This window comes from Paractinoplanes hotanensis (genome assembly GCF_023717965.1).
GTDB classification, from domain to species: Bacteria; Actinomycetota; Actinomycetes; order Mycobacteriales; family Micromonosporaceae; genus Actinoplanes; species Actinoplanes polyasparticus.
This window is the reverse complement of the sequence record NZ_JAMQOL010000039.1, coordinates 33,681-55,928: the sequence shown is the minus strand read 5'-3', so window position 1 is coordinate 55,928 and position 22,248 is coordinate 33,681. Positions and strand designations below refer to the sequence as shown.

Annotated in this window: 20 protein-coding genes; 4 read left to right on the top strand and 16 right to left on the bottom strand. The window is 68.9% G+C overall.

Annotated features, from left to right (window positions below; translation table 11 throughout):
* Positions 1-164: 164 nt before the first annotated feature.
* Positions 165-1,160 carry a TerC family protein gene (locus LXN57_RS27490; protein ID WP_251801120.1) on the bottom strand — a complete coding sequence of 332 codons (996 nt, stop codon included), beginning with the start codon at positions 1,158-1,160 and terminating at the stop codon, positions 165-167.
* Between the two features lie 408 nt (positions 1,161-1,568).
* Between LXN57_RS27490 and LXN57_RS27485 the strand changes: the two genes are divergently transcribed.
* Positions 1,569-1,901 carry an antibiotic biosynthesis monooxygenase family protein gene (locus LXN57_RS27485; protein WP_251801118.1) on the top strand — a complete coding sequence of 111 codons (333 nt, stop codon included), beginning with the start codon at positions 1,569-1,571 and terminating at the stop codon, positions 1,899-1,901.
* Between the two features lie 9 nt (positions 1,902-1,910).
* On the opposite strand, the gene LXN57_RS27480 is transcribed toward LXN57_RS27485, so the two are convergent.
* The 5 genes from LXN57_RS27480 to rpsA all read right to left on the bottom strand — a co-directional run bounded on the left by LXN57_RS27480 (position 1,911) and on the right by rpsA (position 9,715).
* Positions 1,911-2,639 (bottom strand): VOC family protein, encoded by a 729-nt coding sequence (locus LXN57_RS27480; RefSeq protein ID WP_251801117.1) that lies wholly within the window; start codon positions 2,637-2,639, stop codon positions 1,911-1,913.
* Positions 2,640-2,775: 136 nt separating this feature from the next.
* On the bottom strand, positions 2,776-3,849 hold the full coding sequence (locus LXN57_RS27475; RefSeq protein WP_251801116.1) for a GNAT family N-acetyltransferase: 1,074 nt from the start codon (positions 3,847-3,849) through the stop codon (positions 2,776-2,778).
* 207 nt (positions 3,850-4,056) lie between these two features.
* Complete coding sequence (uvrB, locus tag LXN57_RS27470; protein ID WP_251801115.1) at positions 4,057-6,177, bottom strand: excinuclease ABC subunit UvrB; 2,121 nt, start codon at positions 6,175-6,177, stop codon at positions 4,057-4,059.
* Between the two features lie 573 nt (positions 6,178-6,750).
* Positions 6,751-7,950, bottom strand: a complete 1,200-nt coding sequence (coaE, locus tag LXN57_RS27465) for a dephospho-CoA kinase (RefSeq protein WP_251801114.1) — start codon at positions 7,948-7,950, stop codon at positions 6,751-6,753.
* Between the two features lie 133 nt (positions 7,951-8,083).
* Positions 8,084-9,715: a 30S ribosomal protein S1 gene (gene rpsA / locus LXN57_RS27460; RefSeq protein ID WP_438872920.1), complete on the bottom strand. Its 1,632-nt coding sequence runs from the start codon at positions 9,713-9,715 to the stop codon at positions 8,084-8,086.
* A 196-nt stretch (positions 9,716-9,911) separates the two neighbouring features.
* On the opposite strand from rpsA, the gene LXN57_RS27455 reads away from it, so the two are divergent.
* The 3 genes from LXN57_RS27455 to LXN57_RS27445 are packed head-to-tail and all read left to right on the top strand — an operon-like array spanning position 9,912 to position 11,295.
* On the top strand, positions 9,912-10,718 hold the full coding sequence (locus LXN57_RS27455; protein ID WP_251801112.1) for a class I SAM-dependent methyltransferase: 807 nt from the start codon (positions 9,912-9,914) through the stop codon (positions 10,716-10,718).
* 36 nt (positions 10,719-10,754) lie between these two features.
* Entirely contained in the window at positions 10,755-10,973 is a 219-nt protein-coding gene (locus LXN57_RS27450) for a hypervirulence associated TUDOR domain-containing protein (protein ID WP_221381842.1), read from the top strand.
* A complete protein-coding gene (locus LXN57_RS27445) occupies positions 10,966-11,295 on the top strand; it encodes a DUF3140 domain-containing protein (RefSeq protein ID WP_251801111.1) in 330 nt (109 codons plus the stop codon). The genes LXN57_RS27450 and LXN57_RS27445 overlap by 8 nt, the downstream gene beginning before the upstream one ends.
* A 3-nt stretch (positions 11,296-11,298) precedes the next feature.
* Here LXN57_RS27445 and LXN57_RS27440 read toward each other — a convergent pair whose 3' ends face one another.
* The 10 genes from LXN57_RS27440 to LXN57_RS27395 all read right to left on the bottom strand — a co-directional run bounded on the left by LXN57_RS27440 (position 11,299) and on the right by LXN57_RS27395 (position 22,221).
* Complete coding sequence (locus LXN57_RS27440) at positions 11,299-11,631, bottom strand: ArsR/SmtB family transcription factor (RefSeq protein ID WP_251801110.1); 333 nt, start codon at positions 11,629-11,631, stop codon at positions 11,299-11,301.
* Between the two features lie 166 nt (positions 11,632-11,797).
* Positions 11,798-14,494 (bottom strand): DNA polymerase I, encoded by a 2,697-nt coding sequence (polA, locus tag LXN57_RS27435; RefSeq protein WP_251801109.1) that lies wholly within the window; start codon positions 14,492-14,494, stop codon positions 11,798-11,800.
* A gap of 51 nt (positions 14,495-14,545) precedes the next feature.
* Positions 14,546-15,310 carry an amino acid ABC transporter ATP-binding protein gene (locus LXN57_RS27430; RefSeq protein ID WP_285904682.1) on the bottom strand — a complete coding sequence of 255 codons (765 nt, stop codon included), beginning with the start codon at positions 15,308-15,310 and terminating at the stop codon, positions 14,546-14,548.
* The gene (locus LXN57_RS27425; protein ID WP_251801108.1) at positions 15,307-16,311 is read right to left on the bottom strand and encodes an amino acid ABC transporter permease; all 1,005 of its coding nucleotides are present in this window, start codon (positions 16,309-16,311) and stop codon (positions 15,307-15,309) included. Before LXN57_RS27425 ends, LXN57_RS27430 begins: the two co-directional genes overlap by 4 nt.
* 7 nt (positions 16,312-16,318) lie before the next feature.
* On the bottom strand, positions 16,319-17,224 hold the full coding sequence (locus LXN57_RS27420; RefSeq protein WP_251801107.1) for an ABC transporter substrate-binding protein: 906 nt from the start codon (positions 17,222-17,224) through the stop codon (positions 16,319-16,321).
* A gap of 27 nt (positions 17,225-17,251) precedes the next feature.
* A complete protein-coding gene (locus LXN57_RS27415; RefSeq protein ID WP_251801106.1) occupies positions 17,252-17,962 on the bottom strand; it encodes an ABC transporter ATP-binding protein in 711 nt (236 codons plus the stop codon).
* A complete protein-coding gene (locus LXN57_RS27410) occupies positions 17,952-18,845 on the bottom strand; it encodes an ABC transporter ATP-binding protein (protein WP_251801105.1) in 894 nt (297 codons plus the stop codon). Before LXN57_RS27410 ends, LXN57_RS27415 begins: the two co-directional genes overlap by 11 nt.
* Positions 18,846-18,918: 73 nt before the next feature.
* On the bottom strand, positions 18,919-20,025 hold the full coding sequence (locus LXN57_RS27405) for a branched-chain amino acid ABC transporter permease (protein ID WP_251801104.1): 1,107 nt from the start codon (positions 20,023-20,025) through the stop codon (positions 18,919-18,921).
* Positions 20,022-20,972, bottom strand: coding sequence for a branched-chain amino acid ABC transporter permease (locus LXN57_RS27400; protein WP_251801103.1), 951 nt, complete (start codon positions 20,970-20,972; stop codon positions 20,022-20,024). Before LXN57_RS27400 ends, LXN57_RS27405 begins: the two co-directional genes overlap by 4 nt.
* Positions 20,973-21,054: 82 nt before the next feature.
* Entirely contained in the window at positions 21,055-22,221 is a 1,167-nt protein-coding gene (locus LXN57_RS27395; protein WP_251801102.1) for a branched-chain amino acid ABC transporter substrate-binding protein, read from the bottom strand.
* Positions 22,222-22,248 lie beyond the last annotated feature (27 nt).

The window sequence follows — 22,248 nt, the reverse complement described above, 5'->3', positions numbered from 1 at the left end:
CCCCCCCCCGCGCCGGCCCCCCCCCCCCCCCCCCCCCCCCCCCCAACCCCCCCACCACCCCCCAACCCCCCCCGGCCGGGGGCGGGGGGGGGGGGGGGCCCCCCCCCCCCCCCCCCCGCTACGACATGGCCGTTCGCTCTAGTGGTTGAAAGCTGGGCGTCGCTCTAGTGGTTTACGCCCGCCAGCTCTTTCTTGGCGTCGCGCGAGGATTTGATCAGGCTCGCCGCGGTGGCGATACCCAGCGTGCCGATGATGATCAGCAGGGACAGCCAGATCGGGATCTCCGGCGCCCAGTGCACCCCGTGCCCGCCGTTGATGAACGGGATGGTGTTGGTGTGCAGCGCCTCGAGGAAGAGCTTGACGCCGATGAAGGCGAGCACTGCCGACAGGCCGTAGTTGAGGTAGACGAGCCGCTCGAGCAGGCCGCCGAGCAGGAAGAACAGCTGGCGCAGGCCCATCAGCGCGAAGACGTTGGCCGTGAAGACGAGGTACGGCTCCTTGGTGATGCCGAAGATCGCCGGGATCGAGTCGAGCGCGAACAGCAGGTCGGTGGTGCCGATCGCGATCATCACGATGAGCATCGGCGTGAAGAGCCGGTTGCCGGTCTCGGTCACGGTCATCATCCGGCCGTCACCGAACGTCGACGAGACGGGCAGGGCGCGCTTGGCCCAGCGGATCAGCACGTTCTCCTTGAAGTCGTCCTCGTCGTTCTCCCCCTCCTTGAGCAGGGAGATCGCCGTGTAGACGAGGAACGCGCCGAAGATGTAGAAGACCCAGGAGAACTGCGAGATCAGCGCCGCGCCGGCCGCGATGAACGCGCCGCGCATGAGCAGCGCCAGCACGATGCCGATGAGCAGCACCTTCTGCTGGAGCTGCCGCGGCACGGCGAACCGGGCCATGATGATCATGAAGATGAAGAGGTTGTCGACGCTCAGCGAGTACTCGGTGAGCCAGCCGGTGTAGAACTCGGCCGCGGGTTGCCCGCCGGCGAAAATCCAGATGCCGGCGCCGAAGGCCAGGGCGAGCGCCACGTAGAAGGCGACCCAGCCGCCTGACTCCTTCATCGACGGCTCGTGCGGCCGACGGCCGACGATCAGCAGGTCGACGGCGAGGACCGCGAGGACCGCGACCAGGGTGACGATCCATACCCAGGCAGAAATGTTCAACAAGGCCTCCGGCAGACACGGTCCGAGACTGCGCCCACACCGGGAACGGCGGGAGCAGCGTCATGCGACTGTCGGAGGTCTCTTCCGCCGCCTTTCGGCGACCGCCGGCCCCGGGTGCGCCCTTCAGGGGGTTGGACGCTCCGTGTTGACGAGACCGGCACGAAGGAATACTCCCCTCCTACGGCAGCCATTGTGACTCATGAACGGCACAACAGCGGAGCCACCCGGCAAACCGTGTCGAGTGTCATCCTGCGGTAAGCCCCAGGGTGGGCACCTCCACGTTACCGCGGGGCAACCGAAGACCACTGCCGCCCCTTGAATTCACTCGGCTCGCGACTCATTCACTCCCGCTGAATCGTCCTAGGAACCTAGCTCGAGAGGGTCTGTGGCAGGCTGCGGTTCATGGTTCTCGAGGTCGCGTTGATCGACATTCTCCCCGGTTCGGAAGAGGCGTTCGCCGCCGCATACAAGATCGCCCATCCGATCCTGGCGAGCACGCCCGGCTGCCGCTCGGTGCGGATGACCCGCGGCGTGGAGTCCGCGTCCCGCTTCGTGCTGCTGGTCGAGTGGGACAGCGTCGAGGCCCACCTCGAGAACTTCCGCAACAGCGAACGCTTCCCCCAGTGGCGCGGCTTCATCGGCGAGTTCTTCGCCAAGCCGCCCCTGGTCGAGCACTTCCTGGACGTCCCGGCCGGCGACCGTCCCGGCCCAGACCACGACTTCTTCCCGCAGTAGCGCCGTCCCTCAGTCCTCGGCCGGGTCGCCCTTGGTCAGGCAGTAGACGCCGCCGGACGGATCGCGGAAGGTCGTCCAGTTCGGCCACTCGCCGAGGAAGGTCGCGCCCAGCGACTCGTGCCACCGGCGCGCGGCGGGGATGTCGGAGCACGACACGTCCAGGTGCACCGACGCCGCGCGTTCCTCACCGAGCCGCTGCAACAGGAACCGCACGGGAATGGGCGGCTCGGGCTGCAACCGGACGAACTCGTCAACCCGCATGCCCTCGTCGAGTCGCCACCCGGTGAGCGTCTGCCAGAAGCGCACCTCGTCGTCGTAAACCGACGGCGCCAGGTCGAAGCAGAGCTGGTGCGGCCGCAGGGTCACCCCGCCGGGTCCGTTCAAGGGCTTCGGCCGTACGTGTTGACCGCGCCACTCGGCCGTGCAGAACTCCAGCCCCGCGGGCGACCGCAGCGTCTGCCATCCGCCATGGTCGACCAGCATCGTCGCCCCCGCCGCGAGCGCCCGGCCGTTGAAGCCGGCCAGATCCTCCACCCATAGGTCGGGATGGTGGCCGCCCGCCCCCGCACGCACGCCCTGGATCTCGAGCCAGTCGTCCCCGGCGGCGGTGCGCAGCCGCACGAACCCCGGATCCTTCTGCGGCGCCGGATCCGAGCTCGTCACCGAGGCCCAGAAGGTGACGGCCGCGTCGAGCCGATCAGCCGACCGATCGAGAAACGCGTCCACCCATCGAATCATCACCACACCGCCCTCACCGTGCGCACGAACAACACGACGGCTCGCATACCCTGCCGTCGGCCGCTGATGCCTCCCGCCGGCCCGGCCCACGGCGGAGGCGGCATCACCGCCCGGTCCGACCCCCGGGCGAGGACGATCAGGGCTGGTAGCGTGCCCGGCGGCCGCGGCCGGTGAAGCCGAGCCGGCGGTAGAGGGCAGCCGCGCCCGGATTGTTGACGTTGACGGTCAGCCAGGCCCGGGTGTCGCCGGCGGCTCGCATGCGCGACAGTGAGTCGAGGATCGTGGCCGCGGCCAGGCCCCGCCGCCGGGCGAGCGGCACCACGCCGACCTGGACCACCCAGTCGCGGGCCGCGATGATGAAGCCGACGTCGCCCAGGTCGGGCAGCGTGACCAGCAACGAGCACTCCGGCCGGAAGTCGTCGTCGTTCTCGTTCTCGGCGATCCACTCCTCGGCCGGGTCGCCCGGAAAGCCCGGCCGGTCCGAAAACGCGGCGTGATACGTCGCGTGGAACCGCGGCGCGACGGCTCCGCTCCAGCTCACGACGGTGACACCCGCAGGCCAGGCCTCCGCCCCCGGCAGTGAGTCGTCGAGCTCGATCCGCATCACCTGCTCGGCGAAGACCTGCCGCAGGCCGCGCGCCTCGAACAGCGCCGCCGCGTCGTCGGTCAGTGTCTCGGTCTCCACCGTGACGTCGGCATACTTCCCCGAAGCCCCGCTGCCGCCGGCATGCTCACCCGACGGTCCGTTGTCGGCTGCATGCTCCCCCGAGACCTCGCTGCCAACCGCACGCTCCCCCGAGACCTCGCTATCGGCGGCATGCTTTCCCGGTACCTCACTGCCGGCCGCGTGCCTTCCCGAACGACCGTCGGGCGCAGCGCTCTTCGCCTCCGCCAGTTCGGAGGCCAGCGCCAGGCCGTGGTCGAGCAAGGCACTGCCCAGCCCGCGGCCGCGCACAGCCGGGTCGACCAGCCCGGTGAAGGCGGGCCCGCCCGGCGTCAGCCGAGCCGCCCCGGCCGCCACCAGGCTGCCGTCGGCCGCGGTCAGCCCGAAGGCGGACCCGCCGTCGGCCGCCCAGCGCCGCCCCAGGAAGCTGGGGTCGATCGCCAATGGCAGGCCGTCGTCGGCCGCGTAGCACCGCTCGGCGAGCGCGAGGAGTTCCGCCGGCAAGCCGGTCAGCTCGGTCCACGTTGTCCGGCCGGTCGTAGTCATCCGGTCAGAGTAGGGCGTATCTGGTGGATCACGCGGGCTGGGCCATGCCGCAGCCCCGCGCAGTCCACCAGGTACGCCGCAAGACATCGCCGCCCAGTCCCGTGTCCGCCGGACAGCGCGATCCGGCAGACACGCTCCAGAAACCACGCCGGCCGACTCCGTGCGGGTCAGACGGCGCCGCGGGCCGGCGCTATCCGCGGGCCGGCGCTATTTCACCCCTGCCGCGTCCATGCCGCGCAGCTCCTTCTTGAGCTCGCTCATCTCGTCGCGGATACGGGCCGCCAGCTCGAACTGCAACTCGCGCGCCGCGCCGAGCATCTGCTCGTTGAGGTCTTGGATGAGCTGAGCCAGCTCGGCCCGGGCCATGCCCTCGCGGGCCGGGCCGGCCGGCGCCGGACTGCGGCCCTTGGACCTGGTCTCGGGCACCGGGGCCTTGCCGCGGGAGATCTGCCGGCCGCCGCCGCCGACCATCGGGGTGACCTGGGCGTCGGTGTCCTCGGCCTCGCGGTAGATGTCGTCGAGGATGTCGTGGATCCGCTTGCGGAGCGCCTGCGGGACGATCCCGTTGGCCTCGTTGTGGGCGATCTGCTTGTCGCGCCGGCGGTTGGTCTCGTCGATCGCGTCGCGCATCGACGGGGTCATCTTGTCGGCGTACATGTGGACCTCGCCCGAGACGTTGCGGGCGGCGCGGCCGATCGTCTGGATCAGCGACCGGCCCGAGCGCAGGAAGCCCTCCTTGTCGGCGTCGAGGATCGCCACCAGCGACACCTCGGGCAGGTCGAGGCCCTCGCGCAGCAGGTTGATGCCGACGAGCACGTCGTAGTCGCCCTTGCGCAGCTCTTTGAGCAGCTCGACCCGGCGCAGGGTGTCGACCTCGGAGTGCAGGTAGCGCACCCGGATGCCGTTCTCGAGCAGGTAGTCGGTGAGGTCTTCCGACATCTTCTTGGTGAGGGTGGTCACCAGCACCCGCTCGTCGCGCTCGGTGCGGAGCTTGATCTCGTGCATCAGGTCGTCGATCTGGCCCTTGGTCGGCTTGACCACCACCTGGGGGTCGACCAGACCGGTCGGACGGATCACCTGCTCGACGTACTCGCCCTGGGCCTGCTGCATCTCCCACGGGCCGGGGGTGGCGGAGAGGTAGACCGACTGGCCGACCCGCTCGAGGAACTCGTCGAAGCGCAACGGGCGGTTGTCGGCCGCGCTGGGCAGCCGGAAGCCGTGCTCGATGAGGATGCGCTTGCGGGAGGCGTCGCCCTCGTACATGCCGCCGATCTGCGGGATCGTCACGTGCGACTCGTCGATGACGGTGATGTAGTCGTCGGGGAAGTAGTCGAGCAGGGTGTACGACGGCTCGCCGGGCGAGCGCCCGTCCATGTGCATCGAGTAGTTCTCGATGCCGTTGCAGAAGCCGACCTGGCGCATCATCTCGACGTCGTAGGACGTGCGCATGCGCAGCCGCTGGGCCTCGAGCAGCTTGCCCTGCCGTTCCAGCTCGGCCAGCCGCTCTTCCAGCTCGGCCTCGATCTGGTGGATCGCCCGTTCCATCCGCTCGGGGCCGGCCACGTAGTGCGACGCCGGGAAGATGACCAGGTGCTCGACCTCGCGGACGACCTCGCCGGTGAGCGGGTGCAGGTAGTAGAGCTTCTCGATCTCGTCACCGAAGAGCTCGATGCGGACGGCGAGCTCCTCGTAGGCCGGGATGATCTCGAGTGTGTCGCCCCGCACGCGGAACGTGCCGCGCTGGAAGGCCATGTCGTTGCGCGAGTACTGGATGTCGACCAGGCGTCGCAGCAGCTTGTCGCGGTCGACCTCTTCGCCGACCTTGAGCCCGACGGAACGGTCGAGGTATTCCTGCGGGGTGCCCAGGCCGTAGATCGCGCTGACGGTCGCGACCACGATCGTGTCGCGCCGGGTGAGCAGCGACATCGTGGCCGAGTGGCGCAGCCGTTCGACCTCTTCGTTGACCGACGAGTCCTTCTCGATGTAGGTGTCGGTCTGCGCGATGTAGGCCTCGGGCTGGTAGTAGTCGTAGTAGCTGACGAAGTATTCGACGGCGTTGTTGGGCAGCAGCTCGCGGAACTCCTTGGCGAGCTGGGCGCAGAGCGTCTTGTTGGGGGCCAGCACGAGGGCCGGCCGCTGCAGCTTCTCGATCAGCCAGGCCGTGGTGGCACTCTTGCCCGTGCCGGTCGCGCCGAGCAGCACCGTGTTGCGGTCGCCGCGCCGGACGCGCCGCTCGAGCTCGGCGATGGCGGCCGGCTGGTCACCGGCCGGCTGGAATTCGCTGACGACCTCGAAGCGGCCGTCGAGTCGTGGAAAGTCGAGCGCCATGGGACCTACCGTACGTCGGGGGTATGACAAGTTCCGGCCCTCGCCGGGGCCGTGCGTTCACCCGGGCGAGGGGGTCGTGCGCAGGGTGCACATTCGGCCCTGCCCGGGGGCATTGATGCCGGTTGTGCGGCGCGCCTACCCTGGTCGGGTAGGCCGCTCGCGGCGGCCGCCCGGCACCGAGCGGGGCCACCACACGGTCCCCCTCAGCCGGCCCGTGGTTGTTGCGCCCCGGTTAGCCGGCGAGCGCACCCGCAGGTGGTCGCGCCCAGCGCAGACCGGCCGCCGCGAGCGCCCTTCTTTCAACCCGAGGGTCAGCCGCTTTCTTCCGTACGCCCCTTCCCCGAGGGCAACGGGCCGAGCCGGCGTCGGAGAGGCGGCGGGCCGAGCCAGCGCCCGAGAGGTAACGGCCCGAGCCGGCGCCCGAGAGCGGACGTGCGAGCCCCACCCGAGAGGGGACGGCCCGAGCCGGTGCTCGGTTCCGGGCGGCAGCGAGAGTTACCGGACGGCAGCGAGAGTTACCGGACGGCGTCGAGCCACAGCGGTCGGCAGCTCACCCCGGGGTGAAAGCCCCCGTCAGCTCGGGCAATCTTCCGGGCCGGGCTGCCAGCCGGTCGATTCGGCCCAGTCGTCGGCAGCCCGGGCCTCGTCGTCGAACCAGGGTTCCTTGGCGTCGGCGTAGGTGTATCGGTCGTGGTGCTCGGCCGCCCACCGGGCCTTGGCCGCCGCGTAGCCGTCGCGCGCCTCGGGGACGGAGCGCAGGTGGTCACGCATGAGCAGGGCGAAGCGCCAGCCGGGCGAGCCGATCACCCGGACGTGCAGATTCACCGCCCGGCCGGGGTCGGTGCCGCCGTGCAGGCGCTTCGGCCAGGTCTCGCCGGGGATGCCACGCGCGTTGTCGACCCACTCGCCCGGGCGCTGCGGGAAGCCGGCCCGGGCCAGCCGTTCGGCCAGCGTGTCCGCCTCGGCGAGGGTGCGCACGCCCAGCATGAGATCGATGATGTCCTTGGCGGGCAGGCCCGGGACGGCCGTCGAGCCGATGTGCGAGACCGGGTGGCCGGGGGGCAGGGCGTGCCGGATCCGGGCGATCAGGCGGCCGGCCTGTTCGGGCCAGGTGGGGTCGGGCTCGGCGATGTGCAGCCGGCGGTCGGTGCGCGCCGAGACGCGGAGGCGCAGATGTTCCTCGTACGGGCGGAGCCGGCCGCGGTAGAGCCGGTCGACCTGCGCGTTCAGTTCGTCGAGGGTGCCGTCGTTGATCAGCACCACGTCGGCGGCGCGGCGACGGACGGCGTCGTCGGCCTGGGCGGCGATGCGGGCCTCGGCCTGGTCGGCGGTCATGCCCCGGGTCTCGGCGAGCCGCCGGATCCGCGCTGCCCGGCCGGCCTCGACGACGACCACCAGGTGGTACGAGGGGGCCAGCCCCGTCTCGACCAGCAGCGGCACGTCGTTGACGACCACCGCCTCGGCCGGGGCGCCGGCGGTCAGTTCGGCCGTCCGGGCCCGTACGCGGGGGTGAATGATCTTTTCCAGCGTCCGGCGGGCGTCGTCGTCACCGAAGACCTTGGCTGCCAGCGCGGGCCGGTCGAGCTCGCCGCCGGCCGCGAGCGTTCCCGCCCCGAAGGCGGCCACGATCTCGGCGAGCCCGTCGGTGCCGGCCGCGACAACCTCGCGGGCGAGCACATCGGCGTCGATGATGACCGCGCCGTTGCGGGACAGCCGCCGCGCCACCGCGCTCTTACCCGCACCGATCCCGCCGGTCAGACCCACCTTCAGCACGCGACCAGTATTCCCGTCCGGCCCGGGACGCGACAGCCTGCTCGGGGAACTGCCGGGAACGGCGAAGGCCGCCCCGACCGGAGTCGGAGCGGCCTTCGGAGATGCTGCGGTCTGGCTCAGCCCAGGGGCTGGGTCAGCCCTTGCCGCCCGCGAGCTTCTCGCGCAGAGCAGCGAGAGCCTCGTCGGTGGCCAGGGTGCCGGACGGCTCCTCGTTGGCCCGGGCCGGGGCCGGCGAGCTCGAGGAGGACGACGTCGAGGTGGACGACGACGAGCTGGTCGCGGCGCCGGCCGGGACCGGGTTGAGCGCAGCCTCGGCGTCGGCGTCGCGGGACGCCTGCACCTGCTTGGTGTGGGCCTCCCAGCGCTCGCGGGCGTCGGCGTACTGCTTCTCCCACGTCTCGCGCTGCTTGTCGAAGCCCTCGAGCCATTCGCCCGTCTCGGGGTCGAAGCCCTCCGGGTAGATGTAGTTGCCCTCGTTGTCGTACGTGGCCGCCATGCCGTAGAGGGTCGGGTCGAAGTGCTCCTCGCCCTCGACGAAGCCCTCGTTGGCCTGCTTGAGCGACAGCGAGATGCGGCGACGCTCGAGGTCGATGTCGATGACCTTGACCAGGACGTCGGAGCCCACCTGGACGACCTGCTCGGGCAGCTCGACGTGCCGCTCGGCCAGCTCGGAGATGTGCACCAGACCCTCGATGCCGTCGTCCACGCGGACGAAGGCGCCGAACGGAACCAGCTTGGTGACCTTGCCCGGCACGATCTGGTTGATCGCGTGGGTGCGGGCGAACTGGCGCCACGGGTCTTCCTGGGTCGCCTTCAGCGACAGCGAGACGCGCTCGCGGTCCAGGTCGACGTCGAGCACCTCGACCTCGACCTCCTGGCCGACCTCGACAACCTCGGAGGGGTGGTCGATGTGCTTCCAGGAAAGCTCGGAGACGTGCACCAGACCGTCGACGCCGCCGAGGTCGACGAACGCGCCGAAGTTGACGATCGAGGACACGACGCCCTTGCGGACCTGGCCCTTCTGAAGCTTGTTGAGGAACTCGGTGCGGACCTCGGACTGCGTCTGCTCGAGCCAGGCCCGGCGGGACAGGACCACGTTGTTGCGGTTCTTGTCCAGCTCAATGATCTTGGCCTCGAGCTCACGGCCCACGTAGGGCTGGAGGTCGCGGACACGACGCATCTCGACCAGGGAGGCCGGCAGGAAGCCGCGGAGACCGATGTCGAGGATGAGACCACCCTTGACGACCTCGATGACGGAGCCGCGAACGACGCCGTCGTCCTCCTTGATCTTCTCGATGGTGCCCCACGCGCGCTCGTACTGCGCACGCTTCTTCGAGAGGATCAGACGACCTTCCTTGTCCTCCTTGGTGAGGACGAGGGCTTCGATGTGGTCACCGACCGACACCACTTCCGCGGGGTCCACGTCATGCTTGATCGACAACTCGCGCGAGGGGATGACACCCTCGGTCTTGTAGCCGATGTCGAGCAGGACCTCGTCCCGATCGACCTTGACGACGGTGCCTTCGACAATGTCGCCGTCGTTGAAGTACTTGATGGTCTCGTCGATGGCGGCGAGGAATGCTTCCTCGGACCCGAGATCGTCGACGGTGACCTTGTTGGCGCTCGAGGTGGCCTCGATGCTGCTCGTCATGTGGACTGTTGCTCCGAACGGATGGATTCGTGGTGTCTCTCGCGCGCCGCGGAACTGCCGGCGGGCACGGCACGAACGAGCCCAAGAACCATCGGGATCCTTGCAGTCGATCATGTCGAGACCGACGACCACGGAACCTGCTCCCTGCCGAGGCACACGATCCGCGAGCGCATCGACTAGCTTACCGTGCGCATTACCACAGGTTGCAAGCCCTCCTGACGAGCCAGGCACAATGTTCGGTCGAAACCCCGCAGCATGCCCGTAATGTCGGAAATCGGGACGCCGGTGGGCGGTGCCGTACCTTGTCGGGGTGACCGAGATCAACCCGCCGGCGCCCGGCTCGGCGATCACCGACGCCGAGAGCCGGGTCGCCAGCCGCGGCTGGTGGGACTCCGACGCCGACGACTACCAGGCCGAACATGGCCACTTCCTGGGCGATCTCGACTTCGTCTGGTGTCCCGAGGGGCTGCGCGAGGCCGATGCGCGGCTGCTCGGCGACGTGCGCGGCCGGCGGGTGCTGGAGCTCGGGGCGGGCGCCGCGGCGGGGGCACGGTGGCTCGACGGGCAGGGCGCCGAGGTGACCGCCCTCGATCTCTCGGCGGGCATGCTGCGGCATGCGCGGGCGGCCGAGGCCCGTACGGGCGTCCGGGTGCCCCTCGTGCAAGCCGACGCGCTGGCCCTGCCGTTCGCTGACGGCGTATTCGACATCGTGTGCACGGCCTTCGGGGCGATCCCGTTCGTGGCCGATTCTCAGGCCGCGATGCGGGAGGTCGCGCGGGTTCTGCGTACGGGCGGCTCGTGGGTCTTCTCGATCACGCACCCGATGCGCTGGATCTTCTGGGACGAGCCCGACGAGTCGGGGCTGATCGCCCGCAACTCGTACTTCGACCGCACCCCGTACGTCGAGACCGACGGGCACGGCGTGCCGTCCTACGTCGAGCAGCACCGCACGCTCGGCGACCGGGTGCGGGAACTGGTGGCGGCCGGCTTCGTCCTGCGCGACCTGGTCGAACCGGAGTGGCCGGCGGGGCACGAGCAGGTCTGGGGTCAGTGGAGCCCACTGCGCGGCCGGCTCTTCCCGGGTACGGCGATCTTCGTCTCCGATCTGCCCGGCTGACCGTTTCCGCAGGCCGCGCGGGGGTACCCCGGGTTCATGGCCGATGACAAGAGCCTGAAAAAGGGCGACGACGTGACCTGGAAGAGCCACGGGCAGACCGTCCACGGCGAGGTCGAGCAGAAGATCACGAAGCGGACCGAGGCGGCCGGGCGGACGGTCGACGCCTCGCCCGACGACCCGCAGTACAAGGTCAAGAGCGACAAGACGGGGCGCGAGGCCGTGCACAAGCCGGGAGCGCTGAAGAAGAATGGCTGAGCAGGACACCTACGCCGAGTTCAAGGACGCGGTGAACATGACCGCGACCGAGCTCGAGAAGTGGCTGAAGACCGACGAGTCGAAGGACGCCGGCCAGAAGTCGTCGTCGGGGGCCGAGTCGGTCGGGCACGACTCCGGCCGCAAGATCATCAACATCCTCGGCACGAAGAAGGCCGACCTGACCGAGGCCGACGAGGCGCACATGCGCAAGGTCGTCGGATACGTGCACCGGCACCTCGCCCAGCACCCCAAGGGCGACGTCGAGGACACCAAGTGGCGGTACTCGCTGATGAACTGGGGCCACGACCCGCTCAAGAAGTGAGCGTCAGACCGGGATCCCCGTCTCGAGCAGGGTGCCCATGACGGCGAGCGCGGCCGGGATCATGCGGTAGTAGACCCAGGTGCCACGGCGGTCGCTGTCGACCAGGCCGGCCTCGCGCAGCACCTTGAGGTGGTGCGAGATCGTCGGGCCGGTCAGGTGGAACTCGCCCGTCAGGTCGCAGACACACACCTCGCCGCCGCGGGCCGAGGCGATCATCGACAGCAGCCGCAGTCGCACCGGATCGCCGAGCGCCTTGAACATCGGCGCGAACGTGTCGGCCTGGGCCGGGTCGAGCGGCTCGCGGATGAGCGGACCCCCGGTTGCGGCGTTTTCCATCGTCTGGCTCCCCATGGCGTCACCCTTGCAAAGCGCCGCAACCGCGACGCGTCACCGGATGCTGGCTCTCCGCGGCCGGCTGGCGACAGCCGACTCCGCGGCCGCGAAATGCACGACCGCGGAGAGCGTACGCCGTCACGTCAGGCGATGGGGGCGGCCTGTCGCGTCAGTGGTCGGCGCCGTTCCAGTCGCGGCCGTGGCCGACCGAGACGTCGAGCGGGACGGAGAGCGGGTAGGCCGCGCTCATCTCGCGGCGCACCAGCTCCTCCAGCGGTTCGCGTTCGCCGGTGGCCACGTCGAAGACCAGTTCGTCGTGGACCTGCAGCAGCATGCGGGAGCGGAGGCCGGCCTCCTTGAGCGCCTTGTCGACCCGCAGCATCGCGATCTTGATGATGTCGGCCGCGGAGCCCTGGATGGGGGCGTTGAGGGCCATCCGCTCGGCCATCTCGCGCCGCTGGCGGTTGTCGCTGGACAGGTCGGGCAGGTAGCGCCGCCGGCCGAGGATGGTGGCGGTGTATCCGTCCTTGCCGGCCTGCTTCACCACCTTGTCGAGGTAGTCCCGGATGCCGCCGAACCGCTCGAAGTACTCGTCCATGAGGGCACGGGCCTCGTCGGTGGGGATGCTGAGCTGGTTGGACAGGCCGAACGCGCTCAGCCCGTAGGCCAGGCCGTAGTTCATCGCCTTGATCTTGCGGCGCTGGTCGGGCACGACCTGGTCGACCGGCACGTGGAACACCGACGAGGCGGTGGCCGCGTGGAAGTCGAACGCCGAGTTGAACGCCGCGACCAGCGCCTCGTCGGCCGACAGGTGGGCCATGATGCGCATCTCGATCTGGCTGTAGTCGGCCGTCATGAGCTCGTCGAAGCCCTCGCCGACGACGAACGCCCGGCGGATGCGGCGGCCCTCCTCGGTGCGGATCGGGATGTTCTGCAGGTTGGGGTCGGTCGACGAGAGACGGCCGGTCGCGGCGACGGTCTGGTTGAACGTGGTGTGGATACGCCCGTCGTCGGAGACCGACTTCAGCAGCCCGTCGACCGTCGACTTGAGCTTGGCGACATCGCGGTGGCGCAGCAGGTGCTCGAGCAGCGGGTCGGCGGTCTGGGCGAACAGGCTCTGCAGCGCGTCGGCGTCGGTGGTGTAGCCCGACTTGATCTTCTTGGTTTTCGGCAGGTTGCGCTCGACGAACAGGATCTCCTGCAGCTGCTTGGGCGAGCCCAGGTTGAACTCGCGCCCGACCTCGGCGTGCGCGGCCTGCTGGGCCGCCTTGACCTCGGCCGCGAAGTGGGCCTCGAGCTCGGAGAGGTAGACCGTGTCGGCCGCGATGCCGAGGCGTTCCATCTCGCCCAGCACCTCGGACAGCGGCTGTTCGACCTCCACCAGCAGGGTCTGGGACTCGCCGCCGTCGCGGGACAGCTCCTCGGTGAGCACGTCGGCCAGGTCGAGGGTGGCGCGGGCCCGCAGCATGACGTTCTCTTCGGCCGCGCCGTCGCTGCCGTCGAGGCCCTGGAGCAGGTCGAGCTGGCCGTTCGCCGGCTCCTCGACCCGCAGCTCGCGCTTGAGGTAGCGCAGGGCGAGGTCGGTCAGGTCGTAGGCCCGCTGGTCGGGTTTGGCCAGGTAGGCCGCGAGCGCGGTGTCGACCCGGACGCCGGCCAGGTTCCAGCCGTGGGCGCGCATGGCCAGCGAGGCCGGCTTGGCGTCGTGCAGCACCTTGGGCCGGTCGGGGTCGGTGAGCCAGTCGGCGACGGCCCGACCGTCGGCCTCGTCGAGCGCGGCCGGGTCGAACCAGGCGGCCGGGCCGTCGCCGGTCGCCACGGCGACGCCGGTGAGCGAGCCCGTGCCGCGGCCGAACGTGCCCGTGACGGCCACCCCGACCGGCGCCGCGGCGGCGTGGGCGGCCAGCCACGCGGCCACCTCGCCCGCGCCCAGCACGCGGCCGTCGATGTCGAAGCCGGACTCGGCCTCGGGCTCGACCGCGTCGAGGTAGGAATAGAGCCGTTCGCGCAGCACCCGGAACTCGAGCGCGTCGAAGACCTGGTGGACGGCCTCACGGTCCCAGCCGTGCCAGCGGACGTCTTCCGGGCGCAACGGGAGCTCGAGGTCTTTACGCAGGGCGTTGAGCTCGTAGTTGAGGATCACCGACGACAGGTGGGCGCGCAGGTTGTCGCCGGCCTTGCCCTTGATCTTGTCGGCGTTGGCGACGACGCCCTCGATGCCCCCGAACTCGGTGATCCACTTGGCCGCCGTCTTGGGCCCGACGCCGGGGACGCCGATCAGGTTGTCGCTGGTCTCGCCGACCAGGGCGGCCTTGTCGCGGTAGAGGTGCGGCGGGACGAGCTGCTTCTCCTCGACCAGCGCGGGGGTCATCCGCCAGACCTCGGAGACGCCGCGGCTCGGGTAGAGGACCGTGATGTGCTCGTCGACCAGCTGCAGGGCGTCGCGGTCGCCGGAGGAGATGAGCACCTCCATGCCGGCGTCGCGGGCCTGGCAGGCGAGGGTGGCGATGACGTCGTCGGCCTCGAAGCCGGGCTTCTCGACGTACGGGATGCGCAGCGCGTCGAGGATCTCTTTGACCAGGCTGACCTGGCCCAGGAACTCCGGCGGCGTCGCGGACCGCCCGGCCTTGTACTCCGGGTATCTCTCGGTGCGGAAGGAGACGCGGGAGACGTCGAACGCGACCACGATGTGCGTGGGCTTCTCGTCGCGCAGCATGTTGATCAGCATCGAGGTGAAGCCGAACACGGCGTTCGTGTGCTGACCGGTCTGCGTGCTGAAGTTCTCCTTGGGCAGCGCGTGGAACGCGCGGTAGGCCAGGGAGTGGCCGTCGAGCAGCAGCAAACGGGGGGTCTGGGCGTCGTCGCTCACGTTCAGGAACTCTAGTCGGGGGGTCCGACAAAGCCGGACCGCCCCGCCTGGTTAGAGCACCTTGCTGAGGAATGCCTTGGTTCGCTCGTGCTGCGGGTTGCCGATGACGTCACGCGGGGCGCCCTGCTCGACCACCACACCGCCGTCCATGAAGATCAGATTGTCGCCCACCTCGCGGGCGAAGCCGATCTCGTGGGTGACCACGACCATGGTCATGCCGTCCTGGGCGAGCCCCTTCATCACGTCGAGGACCTCCCCGACCAGCTCCGGGTCGAGCGCGCTGGTCGGCTCGTCGAAGAGCATCAGCTTGGGCCGCATGGCCAGCGCCCGGGCGATGGCGACCCGCTGCTGCTGGCCGCCGGAGAGCTGACCCGGGTAGTTACCGACCTTGGCGCCGAGGCCGACCCGCTCGAGCATCGCCAGCGCGCGGTCGCGCACCTCGGCCTTCGGCTCCCGCTTGACCCGGCAGGGCGCCTCCATGACGTTGTCCAGCACCGTCATGTGCGGGAAGAGGTTGAACCGCTGGAACACCATGCCGATCGACTGGCGTTGCTTCGCGACGTCCCGCTCCCCCAGCTCGTGCAGCTTGCCGCCGCGCTCGCGGTAGCCGACCAGGTCGCCGTCCACGAAGATGCGGCCGGCGTTGATCTTCTCCAGGTGGTTGATGCAGCGCAGGAAGGTGGACTTGCCGGAGCCGGACGGCCCCAGCACGCAGCACACCTCGCCCGAGCCGACCACCAGGTCGATGCCCTTGAGCACCTCGAGCGAGCCGAACGACTTGTGCACGTTGTCGGCCCGCACCATCTCGGTGGTCATGTTCCCTCCCCGGTTGGGGTGATCCGGCCGCCCTGCTCGACCTGGATGTCACGCAGGCGTTGCTTGGCCTTGTCAGCCGCGCCGTACCCCTTGCTGAAGTGTCGCTCCACGAAATACTGCGCGACCATCAGCACGGTGCACAGGATCAGGTACCAGATCAGCGCGGCCACGATCACCGGCAGCACCACGAAGGTCCGCGCCGAGACCTGCTGCAACTGGAACCACAACTCGAAGGTGACCGGCACGAACGCCACCAGCGACGTGTCCTTGACCATCGCGATGATCTCGTTGCCGGTCGGCGGCACGATCACCCGCATCGCCTGCGGCAGCACGATGCGGCGCAGCACCTGCCCGCGGGACATGCCCAGCGCGACCGCCGCCTCGGACTGTCCCTCGTCGATCGACTGGATGCCGGCCCGCACGATCTCGGCCATGTAGGCGGCCTCGGAAAGGCCCAGCGCCAGCATGCCGGCGACGAAGCCCGCGATCAGATCGCTGGCCTTGATGCTGTAGAACTGCCCGTCGAAGCCGTCCAAGCCGAACAGCTTGCCGATCTGGGTGCCGAACGGCAGACCGAAGCCGATCCGCTCCCACAGGATGTTCAGGTTTCCGAAGAGCACCGCCAGCACCAGCCGCGGCACCGCCCGGAAGAACCAGGTGTAGACGAACGCCACCGACGACAGGATCCGGTTCGACGACAACCGCATGATCGCGATGACGATGCCGAGCCCGATGCCGATCGCCATCGACGAGACGGTCAGCAGGATGGTGCCGCGCAGACCCTCGAGGACCGGCTCGGTGAACATCACCCCGCGCTTGCCGTCCTGGTACTCCAGGAAGATGAACGACCAGCGGAAACGGTCGTTGGTCACCAGCAGGTGCACGAACATCGCGGTCAGGATCGCGATGACGCCCAGGGCCACCCACCGGCCGGGGCGCCGGACGGGCACGGCCTTGATCGCTTCCGGCCGTGCCCGCTCGGTTGTCGTTTCGTCGCTCATGCGAGGGTCAGACCGACGGGTTCACTTCGGGCGTGGTGATCGCACCGGCGGTCACGCCCCACTTGTCGAGGATCTGCTTGTAGGTGCCGTCCGCGATGAGGGCCTGCACCGCCTCGCCGATCACGCCGGCGAACTCGGTCTGGTCCTTCGCGATCGCATAGCCGTACGGCGCCGCGTCGTAGATCTCGCCGACCAGCGCGAGTTGCCCGTTGGTCTGCTTCACCGCGTACGCCACGATCGGCGAGTCGGCCAGCATGGCCTCGTCCTTGCCGGTCACCACGGCGTTGGTGGCGTCCGACTGCTTCTGGTACTGGTCGATCGTGATCGCGGCCTTGCCGCCGTCGGTGCACTTCTTGGACCGGGCCTTCAGGTCGTCCACCTGCACGGTCGCGGTCTGCACGGCGACCTTCTTGCCGCACACGTCGTCCGGGTTGATCGTCACGCCGGCCTTGGCGGCCCACTGGGTGCCCGCCGAGAAGTAGGAGACCATGTTGACCTCCTTCATCCGGTCCGCGTTGATCGTGAACGAGGAGACCCCGACGTTGTACTTCTTGGTGGTCACGCCCGGGATGATGCTGTCGAACGTGGCCGAGGTCCACTCCGTGGTCAGGTTCAGCTTCTGCGCGACCGCGTTGAACAGGTCGACGTCGAAGCCGATGACCGTCTTGCCGTCGCTGTCGAGATACTCGTTCGGCGCGTACGACGAGTCCGTGCCGATGGTGAGCTTGCCCGCGCTCTTGATGTCGGCGGGAACCTTGTCGGCCAGAGCAGTGTCGGCGGACGCGCTCGGCGCCGGGGCGCCGCTCGAGCCCGAGTCGTCCGACTCCGAGCCGCAGGCGCCCAGCGACAACGTCAGCGCCGCCGCGGCGGCCAGGCCGAGGATCGCCCGGCGGCCGGGGGTGGTGCGGAACATGATGACTCCTAGTCGTCGAAAATCGTGTTACGCGACGCCGAGGTAGGCGTCCTTGACGGCCGGGTCGTTGAGGAGATCGGCACCGGTGCCTTCCTTCACGATCCGCCCGGTCTCCAGAACGTACGCGCGGTGCGCCCGGGACAGAGCCTGTTGGGCGTTCTGTTCCACGAGCAGCACGGTCGTACCCTGTTGGTTGATCTCCACGATGATGTCGAAGATCTGCTGGATCAGCATCGGCGCCAGACCCATCGACGGCTCGTCGAGCAGCAGCAGCTTCGGCCGGCTCATCAGAGCCCGGCCCACCGCCAGCATCTGCTGCTCACCGCCGGAGAGCGTGCCACCGGCCTGCTTCTCCCGCTCCCTGAGCCGCGGGAACAGGGTGAAGGCGCGTTCCATGTCCTCGTCGATCTCGGACCGGTTGCGCCGCGTGTAGGCGCCCATCTCCAGGTTCTCCCGCACCGTCATGCCCGGGAAGATGCCCCGGCCCTCGGGCGACTGGGAGACGCCGCGGACCACCCGCAGATCGGCACGCAGCTTGGTGATGTCCTCGCCGTCGAAGCGGATCGTGCCCTGCGACACCGGCCGCAGACCCGAGACGGCTCGCATCGTGGTCGACTTGCCGGCGCCGTTGGCGCCGATCAGCGCGACCACCTCGCCCTCGCCGACGGTCAGGCTGATGCCGTGCAGGGCCTGGATGCGCCCGTAGGCCAGCGTCACGTTGTCGATCTCAAGCAGCATCGGTGGGCACCCCCAGATACGCGGCGATGACCGCCGGATTGTCCCGCACCTCGGCCGGCGTGCCCTCGGCGATCTTCTTGCCGAACTCCAGCACGACGATCCGGTCGGTGACCCCCATGACCAGGCGCATGTCGTGCTCGATGAGCAGGACCGTCACCCCGGTGTCGCGGATCCGGCGGATGAGCTGGAGCAGATCCTCCTTCTCGGCCGGGTTGAAGCCGGCGGCCGGCTCGTCCAGGCAGAGCAGGGTCGGATCCGTGGCCAGCGCTCGGGCGATCTCGAGACGACGCTGCTCGCCGTACGAGAGATTGCGGCTGACATCGCCCGCCCGGTGCGCGATCCCCACGAAACGCAGCAGCTCCAGGGAGCGCTCCCGGCCCGATTTCTCCTCCCGCCAGAACCGCGGCAGGCGGAACAACGCGCTGATCACACTCGTCTTGTGGTGCGCGTCCGCGCCCACCATGACGTTCTCGAGCGCCGTCATCTCGGGGAACAACCGCACGTTCTGGAACGTGCGGGCGATGCCACCCCGGGTGATCTGGTGCTTCTTCTTCCCGACGATCGACTCGCCCTGGAAGCGGATCGCACCCTCGGTCGGCCGGTAGACGCCCGTCATGGCGTTGAAGCAGGTGGTCTTGCCGGCGCCGTTGGGCCCGATCAGACCGAAGATCTCACCCTTGCGCAGCGAGAAGCTGACGTCGTTGAGCGCCACGACGCCGCCGAAGCGCAGGGTGACGTGGTCGACCTCGAGAAGAACGTCGTCACCCGATACGGACCTCGTAGCCGGCGACGAAGCCGTCCCACCCGTCGGAGCGGGCTGGTCCACCGGGCGCGCGTTCTCCCGGTCCAGCTCCTCCGGAGTCTCCTGATGCGGCTCACTCATGACCAGCCCTCCGCATCGCTCCGGGCAGGGCATTCGCCAAACACTGAGTTCATGGTGCCTTCGCTTCGCTCAGTCACAGCGGAGCCACCTCCTTCTCGCGGTCCTTGAGCTCCATCGCCCGGCGGCGGCTCGGGATCAGGCCCTGCGGACGCAACACCATGATCAGAATGATCGCGGCGCCGAAGATCGCGAACCGGTACTCGTACAGGTCGGTGTCGCCGAACGACAGGCCGCGCAGGCGGTCGGGGATGTACGAGATCAGCACGCCACCCAGGATCGCGCCGGCCATGTTGCCGGAACCACCCATGACCACACCCGCCAGCACCAGGATCGAGAACTGGAGCACGAACGTCTGCGAGTTGATGAAGCTTTGCTCACCGGCGAACAGGACACCGCCCAGACCACCGATGAACGCGCCGATCGCGAACGCCCACAGCTTGTACTTGAACGTCCGCACGCCCATGACCTCGGCGGCTTCCTCGTCCTCACGGATCGCCAGCCACGACCGGCCGACCCGGCTGCGGTCCAGGTTCCGTACACCCAGGATCACCAGGATGATGACCGTCAGACCGAGCCAGAAGTACGGGATCGCGTCGGTCACACCGAAGATCGGCTCACCGTTCCAGCTGCCCGGCGGGTGCGGGATGCTCGCGAAACCGCGGTCACCGCGCAGCGTCGACGTCGACGTCGCCACGATCCGGATGATCTCGGCGAAGCCCAGTGTCACGATGGCCAGATAGTCACCGCGCAACCGCAGCGTCGGCCAGCCCAGGATCACGCCCGCGAGCATGGTCAGCACCAGCGCGGCCGGCACCGCCATCAGCCACTTCCAGCCCGTGTCGGCGTAGATCACCGAGTCGGGCGAGGTCAGCAGCGCGGTGCCGTAGGCGCCGACGGCGAAGAAGCCGACGTAGCCCAGGTCGAGCAGACCCGCGTAGCCGACCACCACGTTGAGGCCCAGGGCCAGCAACACGTAATAGGACATGTTGAACAGGGCGCTCGGCCAGTCGATGCCCTCGGTGATGATCTGCGGACCGATCAGCGGCACATCGCCGGCGTACGGCAACAAGTACGCCAGCACCGTGAAGAACAGGATCAGCACAGCGCGCACGTACCACGGCTGCCGGCCGAACCAGCCCCGGACACCACCGTTCGTACGGAAAGACGCCTTCTCGCTCATGCTCGAGACCTTCCCAGCGACTCACCCAGCAGACCCGTCGGGCGGAACAGCAGGATGACCACCAGCAGCACGAACGACGCCGCGTGCAGCCACTGCGAACCGAACAGACCCGCCGCGTAGTTCTGCAGCACACCCAGCAGCAGACCACCCAGCAGGGCGCCCCGCAGGTTGCCGATACCACCCAGCACGGCCGCCGTGAACGCGTCGATGCCGAGCAGGAAGCCCGCGTCGTACCGCGTCACACCGATCTTCAGGTCGTACATGACCGCCGCGATACCCGCCATCAGACCACCCAGCAGGAACACCAGCGCGATCACCCGCGACTTGTTGACACCCATCAGCGCCGCCGAGTCCGGGTTCTGCGCCACGGCGCGGACACCCCGGCCCAGCCGCGAGCCGTTGATGAAACGATCCAGCGCGAACATCATCACCAGCGCCAGCAAGATGATGAGGACCTGCAGGTTCGTCACCGTCGTGTCGCCGATGGTGAACAGGGGACGCGCCTGGATGATCGGCGGCACACCCGTCTGGTTGCGGTGCGTCGCCACACCCACGACCTCGGAGATGAACAACGAGGCGCCGATCGCGGTGATCAGGAAGGCCAGCGGCGGAGCGTTACGCCGACGTAGCGGCCGGTAGGCCACGAACTCGACGGTCAGCGCGGCCGCGCCCGAGACGATGATCGCGGCGACCAGACCGACCACCATGTAGAGCAACATCGGGCCGACGGACGGCGCCGCCGAGTTCTGGTCGAGACCGAACAAACCCCAGGTCAAAATAGTGGCGTACGTGCCCAGGAGGAAAACCTCGGAGTGGGCGAAGTTGATGAGCCGCAGCACACCGTAGACCAGCGTGTAGCCCAGGGCGAACAACGCGATGATCGCGCCCTGAGCCAGACCCGTGACGGTGAGCGGCCCGAAATCATTGATCAGACCGGAAAAATCCACAGAGGGGCTCCAAAACGACGAGGCCGGTGCGGCCGGAGATCATCCGGCCGCACCGCCCACCAGAAAGTTAGTGCTCAGGCGATCAGGAGGTCTTGATCTCCACGTCGGCCTTCGCGTCGCCGGAGCTGTCGAACTTGAACGCCCAGACCTTGATGAAGTTCGGGTCCAGCTCACCGGTCTCGGTGAACTTGTACGTGTTCGCAATGCCCTTGTAGTTCACGGTCTTCAGGTAGTCGTTCAGCTTCGTCGTGGTGGTGTTACCCGCGTCGATGCCCTGAAGGAAGATGTTCGCAGCGTCGAACGCGACGTCCGAGTACGTGCCCGCGTCCTGGTTCCACTTCGCCTTGTAGTCGTTGACGAAGGTGCCACCCGCGGCCTCCGGCGGAGAACACGGGCAGGTCACGACCGTGCCGACCGCGGCCTGAACACCCGACGCCTTGGACAGGCCCGGGTCCTTCATGCCGTCGCCGCCCACCATCGTGCCCTTCCAACCGGCCGCCGTGAGCTGCTTGCGGATGATGCCGGCGTTCGTGTAGTAGCCGCCGTAGAACATCGCCGTGGCGCCGCTCGACTGCACCTTCTGCACCAGAGCCGAGAAGTCGGCCTGCTTGCCGTCACCCTCGGTCTTGTCGGACGCGACTACCAGCGCGCCCAGCTTCGACTTGACGACGTCGGCCAGACCGGCGCCGTACGCCGACTGGTCGTCCGCGACGAAGACCTTGGTGGCCTTCAGGTTGTCCTTGATGTACGCCGCGGCCGCCGGGCCCTGCGCGTCGTCGTTGGCGACCGCGCGGTGGAAGACCTTCCAGCCCTTCGTCGACAGCGACACGCGGGTCGCCGACGGTGAGATCGTCGGGATGCCGGCCGACTCGAAGATCGGGTCGGCGGCCTCGGACTCACCGGAGAACGGCGGGCCGACGATGCCGAGGATCTTCTTGTCCGCCACCAGGCTGCGAGCGACACCAGGCGCGACCGAAGCCTCACCCTGGGAGTCGAACTTCGCCACCTCGATACACGTGGAGCCCTTGGCCTTGTTGTACTGATCGATCGCCAGCTCGAAGCCCTGCTCGATGTTCACACCGAGGTTGGCGGCCGAGCCGGTCAGAGCGCCGAAGAACGCCAGCTTGTAGCCGCAGTTCCCCTCGCTCGCGGTGTCGTCGCTGCTTGAACTGCTATTGCAAGCAGCGGCACCGGCGATGAGCCCGATGATGGCCACTCCGCCGATGGCTCGTGCGAGAACCTGCCTCAAGGTTGGAACCCTCCTCCATACCGAACC

What these genes read in the sequence shown, in the direction of transcription:
- LXN57_RS27450 (WP_221381842.1), top strand. Translation starts at nt 10,755, where the DNA reads ATGGCCGATGACAAGAGCCTGAAAAAGGGCGACGACGTGACCTGGAAG.
- LXN57_RS27445 (WP_251801111.1), top strand. Translation starts at nt 10,966, where the DNA reads ATGGCTGAGCAGGACACCTACGCCGAGTTCAAGGACGCGGTGAACATG.
- LXN57_RS27425 (WP_251801108.1), bottom strand. Translation starts at nt 16,311, where the DNA reads ATGAGCGACGAAACGACAACCGAGCGGGCACGGCCGGAAGCGATCAAG.
- LXN57_RS27485 (WP_251801118.1), top strand. Translation starts at nt 1,569, where the DNA reads ATGGTTCTCGAGGTCGCGTTGATCGACATTCTCCCCGGTTCGGAAGAG.
- LXN57_RS27410 (WP_251801105.1), bottom strand. Translation starts at nt 18,845, where the DNA reads ATGAGTGAGCCGCATCAGGAGACTCCGGAGGAGCTGGACCGGGAGAAC.
- LXN57_RS27430 (WP_285904682.1), bottom strand. Translation starts at nt 15,310, where the DNA reads ATGACCACCGAGATGGTGCGGGCCGACAACGTGCACAAGTCGTTCGGC.
- rpsA (WP_438872920.1), bottom strand. Translation starts at nt 9,715, where the DNA reads ATGATCGACTGCAAGGATCCCGATGGTTCTTGGGCTCGTTCGTGCCGT.
- LXN57_RS27420 (WP_251801107.1), bottom strand. Translation starts at nt 17,224, where the DNA reads ATGTTCCGCACCACCCCCGGCCGCCGGGCGATCCTCGGCCTGGCCGCC.
- LXN57_RS27415 (WP_251801106.1), bottom strand. Translation starts at nt 17,962, where the DNA reads ATGCTGCTTGAGATCGACAACGTGACGCTGGCCTACGGGCGCATCCAG.
- LXN57_RS27475 (WP_251801116.1), bottom strand. Translation starts at nt 3,849, where the DNA reads ATGACTACGACCGGCCGGACAACGTGGACCGAGCTGACCGGCTTGCCG.
- LXN57_RS27405 (WP_251801104.1), bottom strand. Translation starts at nt 20,025, where the DNA reads ATGAGCGAGAAGGCGTCTTTCCGTACGAACGGTGGTGTCCGGGGCTGG.
- LXN57_RS27480 (WP_251801117.1), bottom strand. Translation starts at nt 2,639, where the DNA reads ATGATTCGATGGGTGGACGCGTTTCTCGATCGGTCGGCTGATCGGCTC.
- uvrB (WP_251801115.1), bottom strand. Translation starts at nt 6,177, where the DNA reads ATGGCGCTCGACTTTCCACGACTCGACGGCCGCTTCGAGGTCGTCAGC.
- LXN57_RS27440 (WP_251801110.1), bottom strand. Translation starts at nt 11,631, where the DNA reads ATGGAAAACGCCGCAACCGGGGGTCCGCTCATCCGCGAGCCGCTCGAC.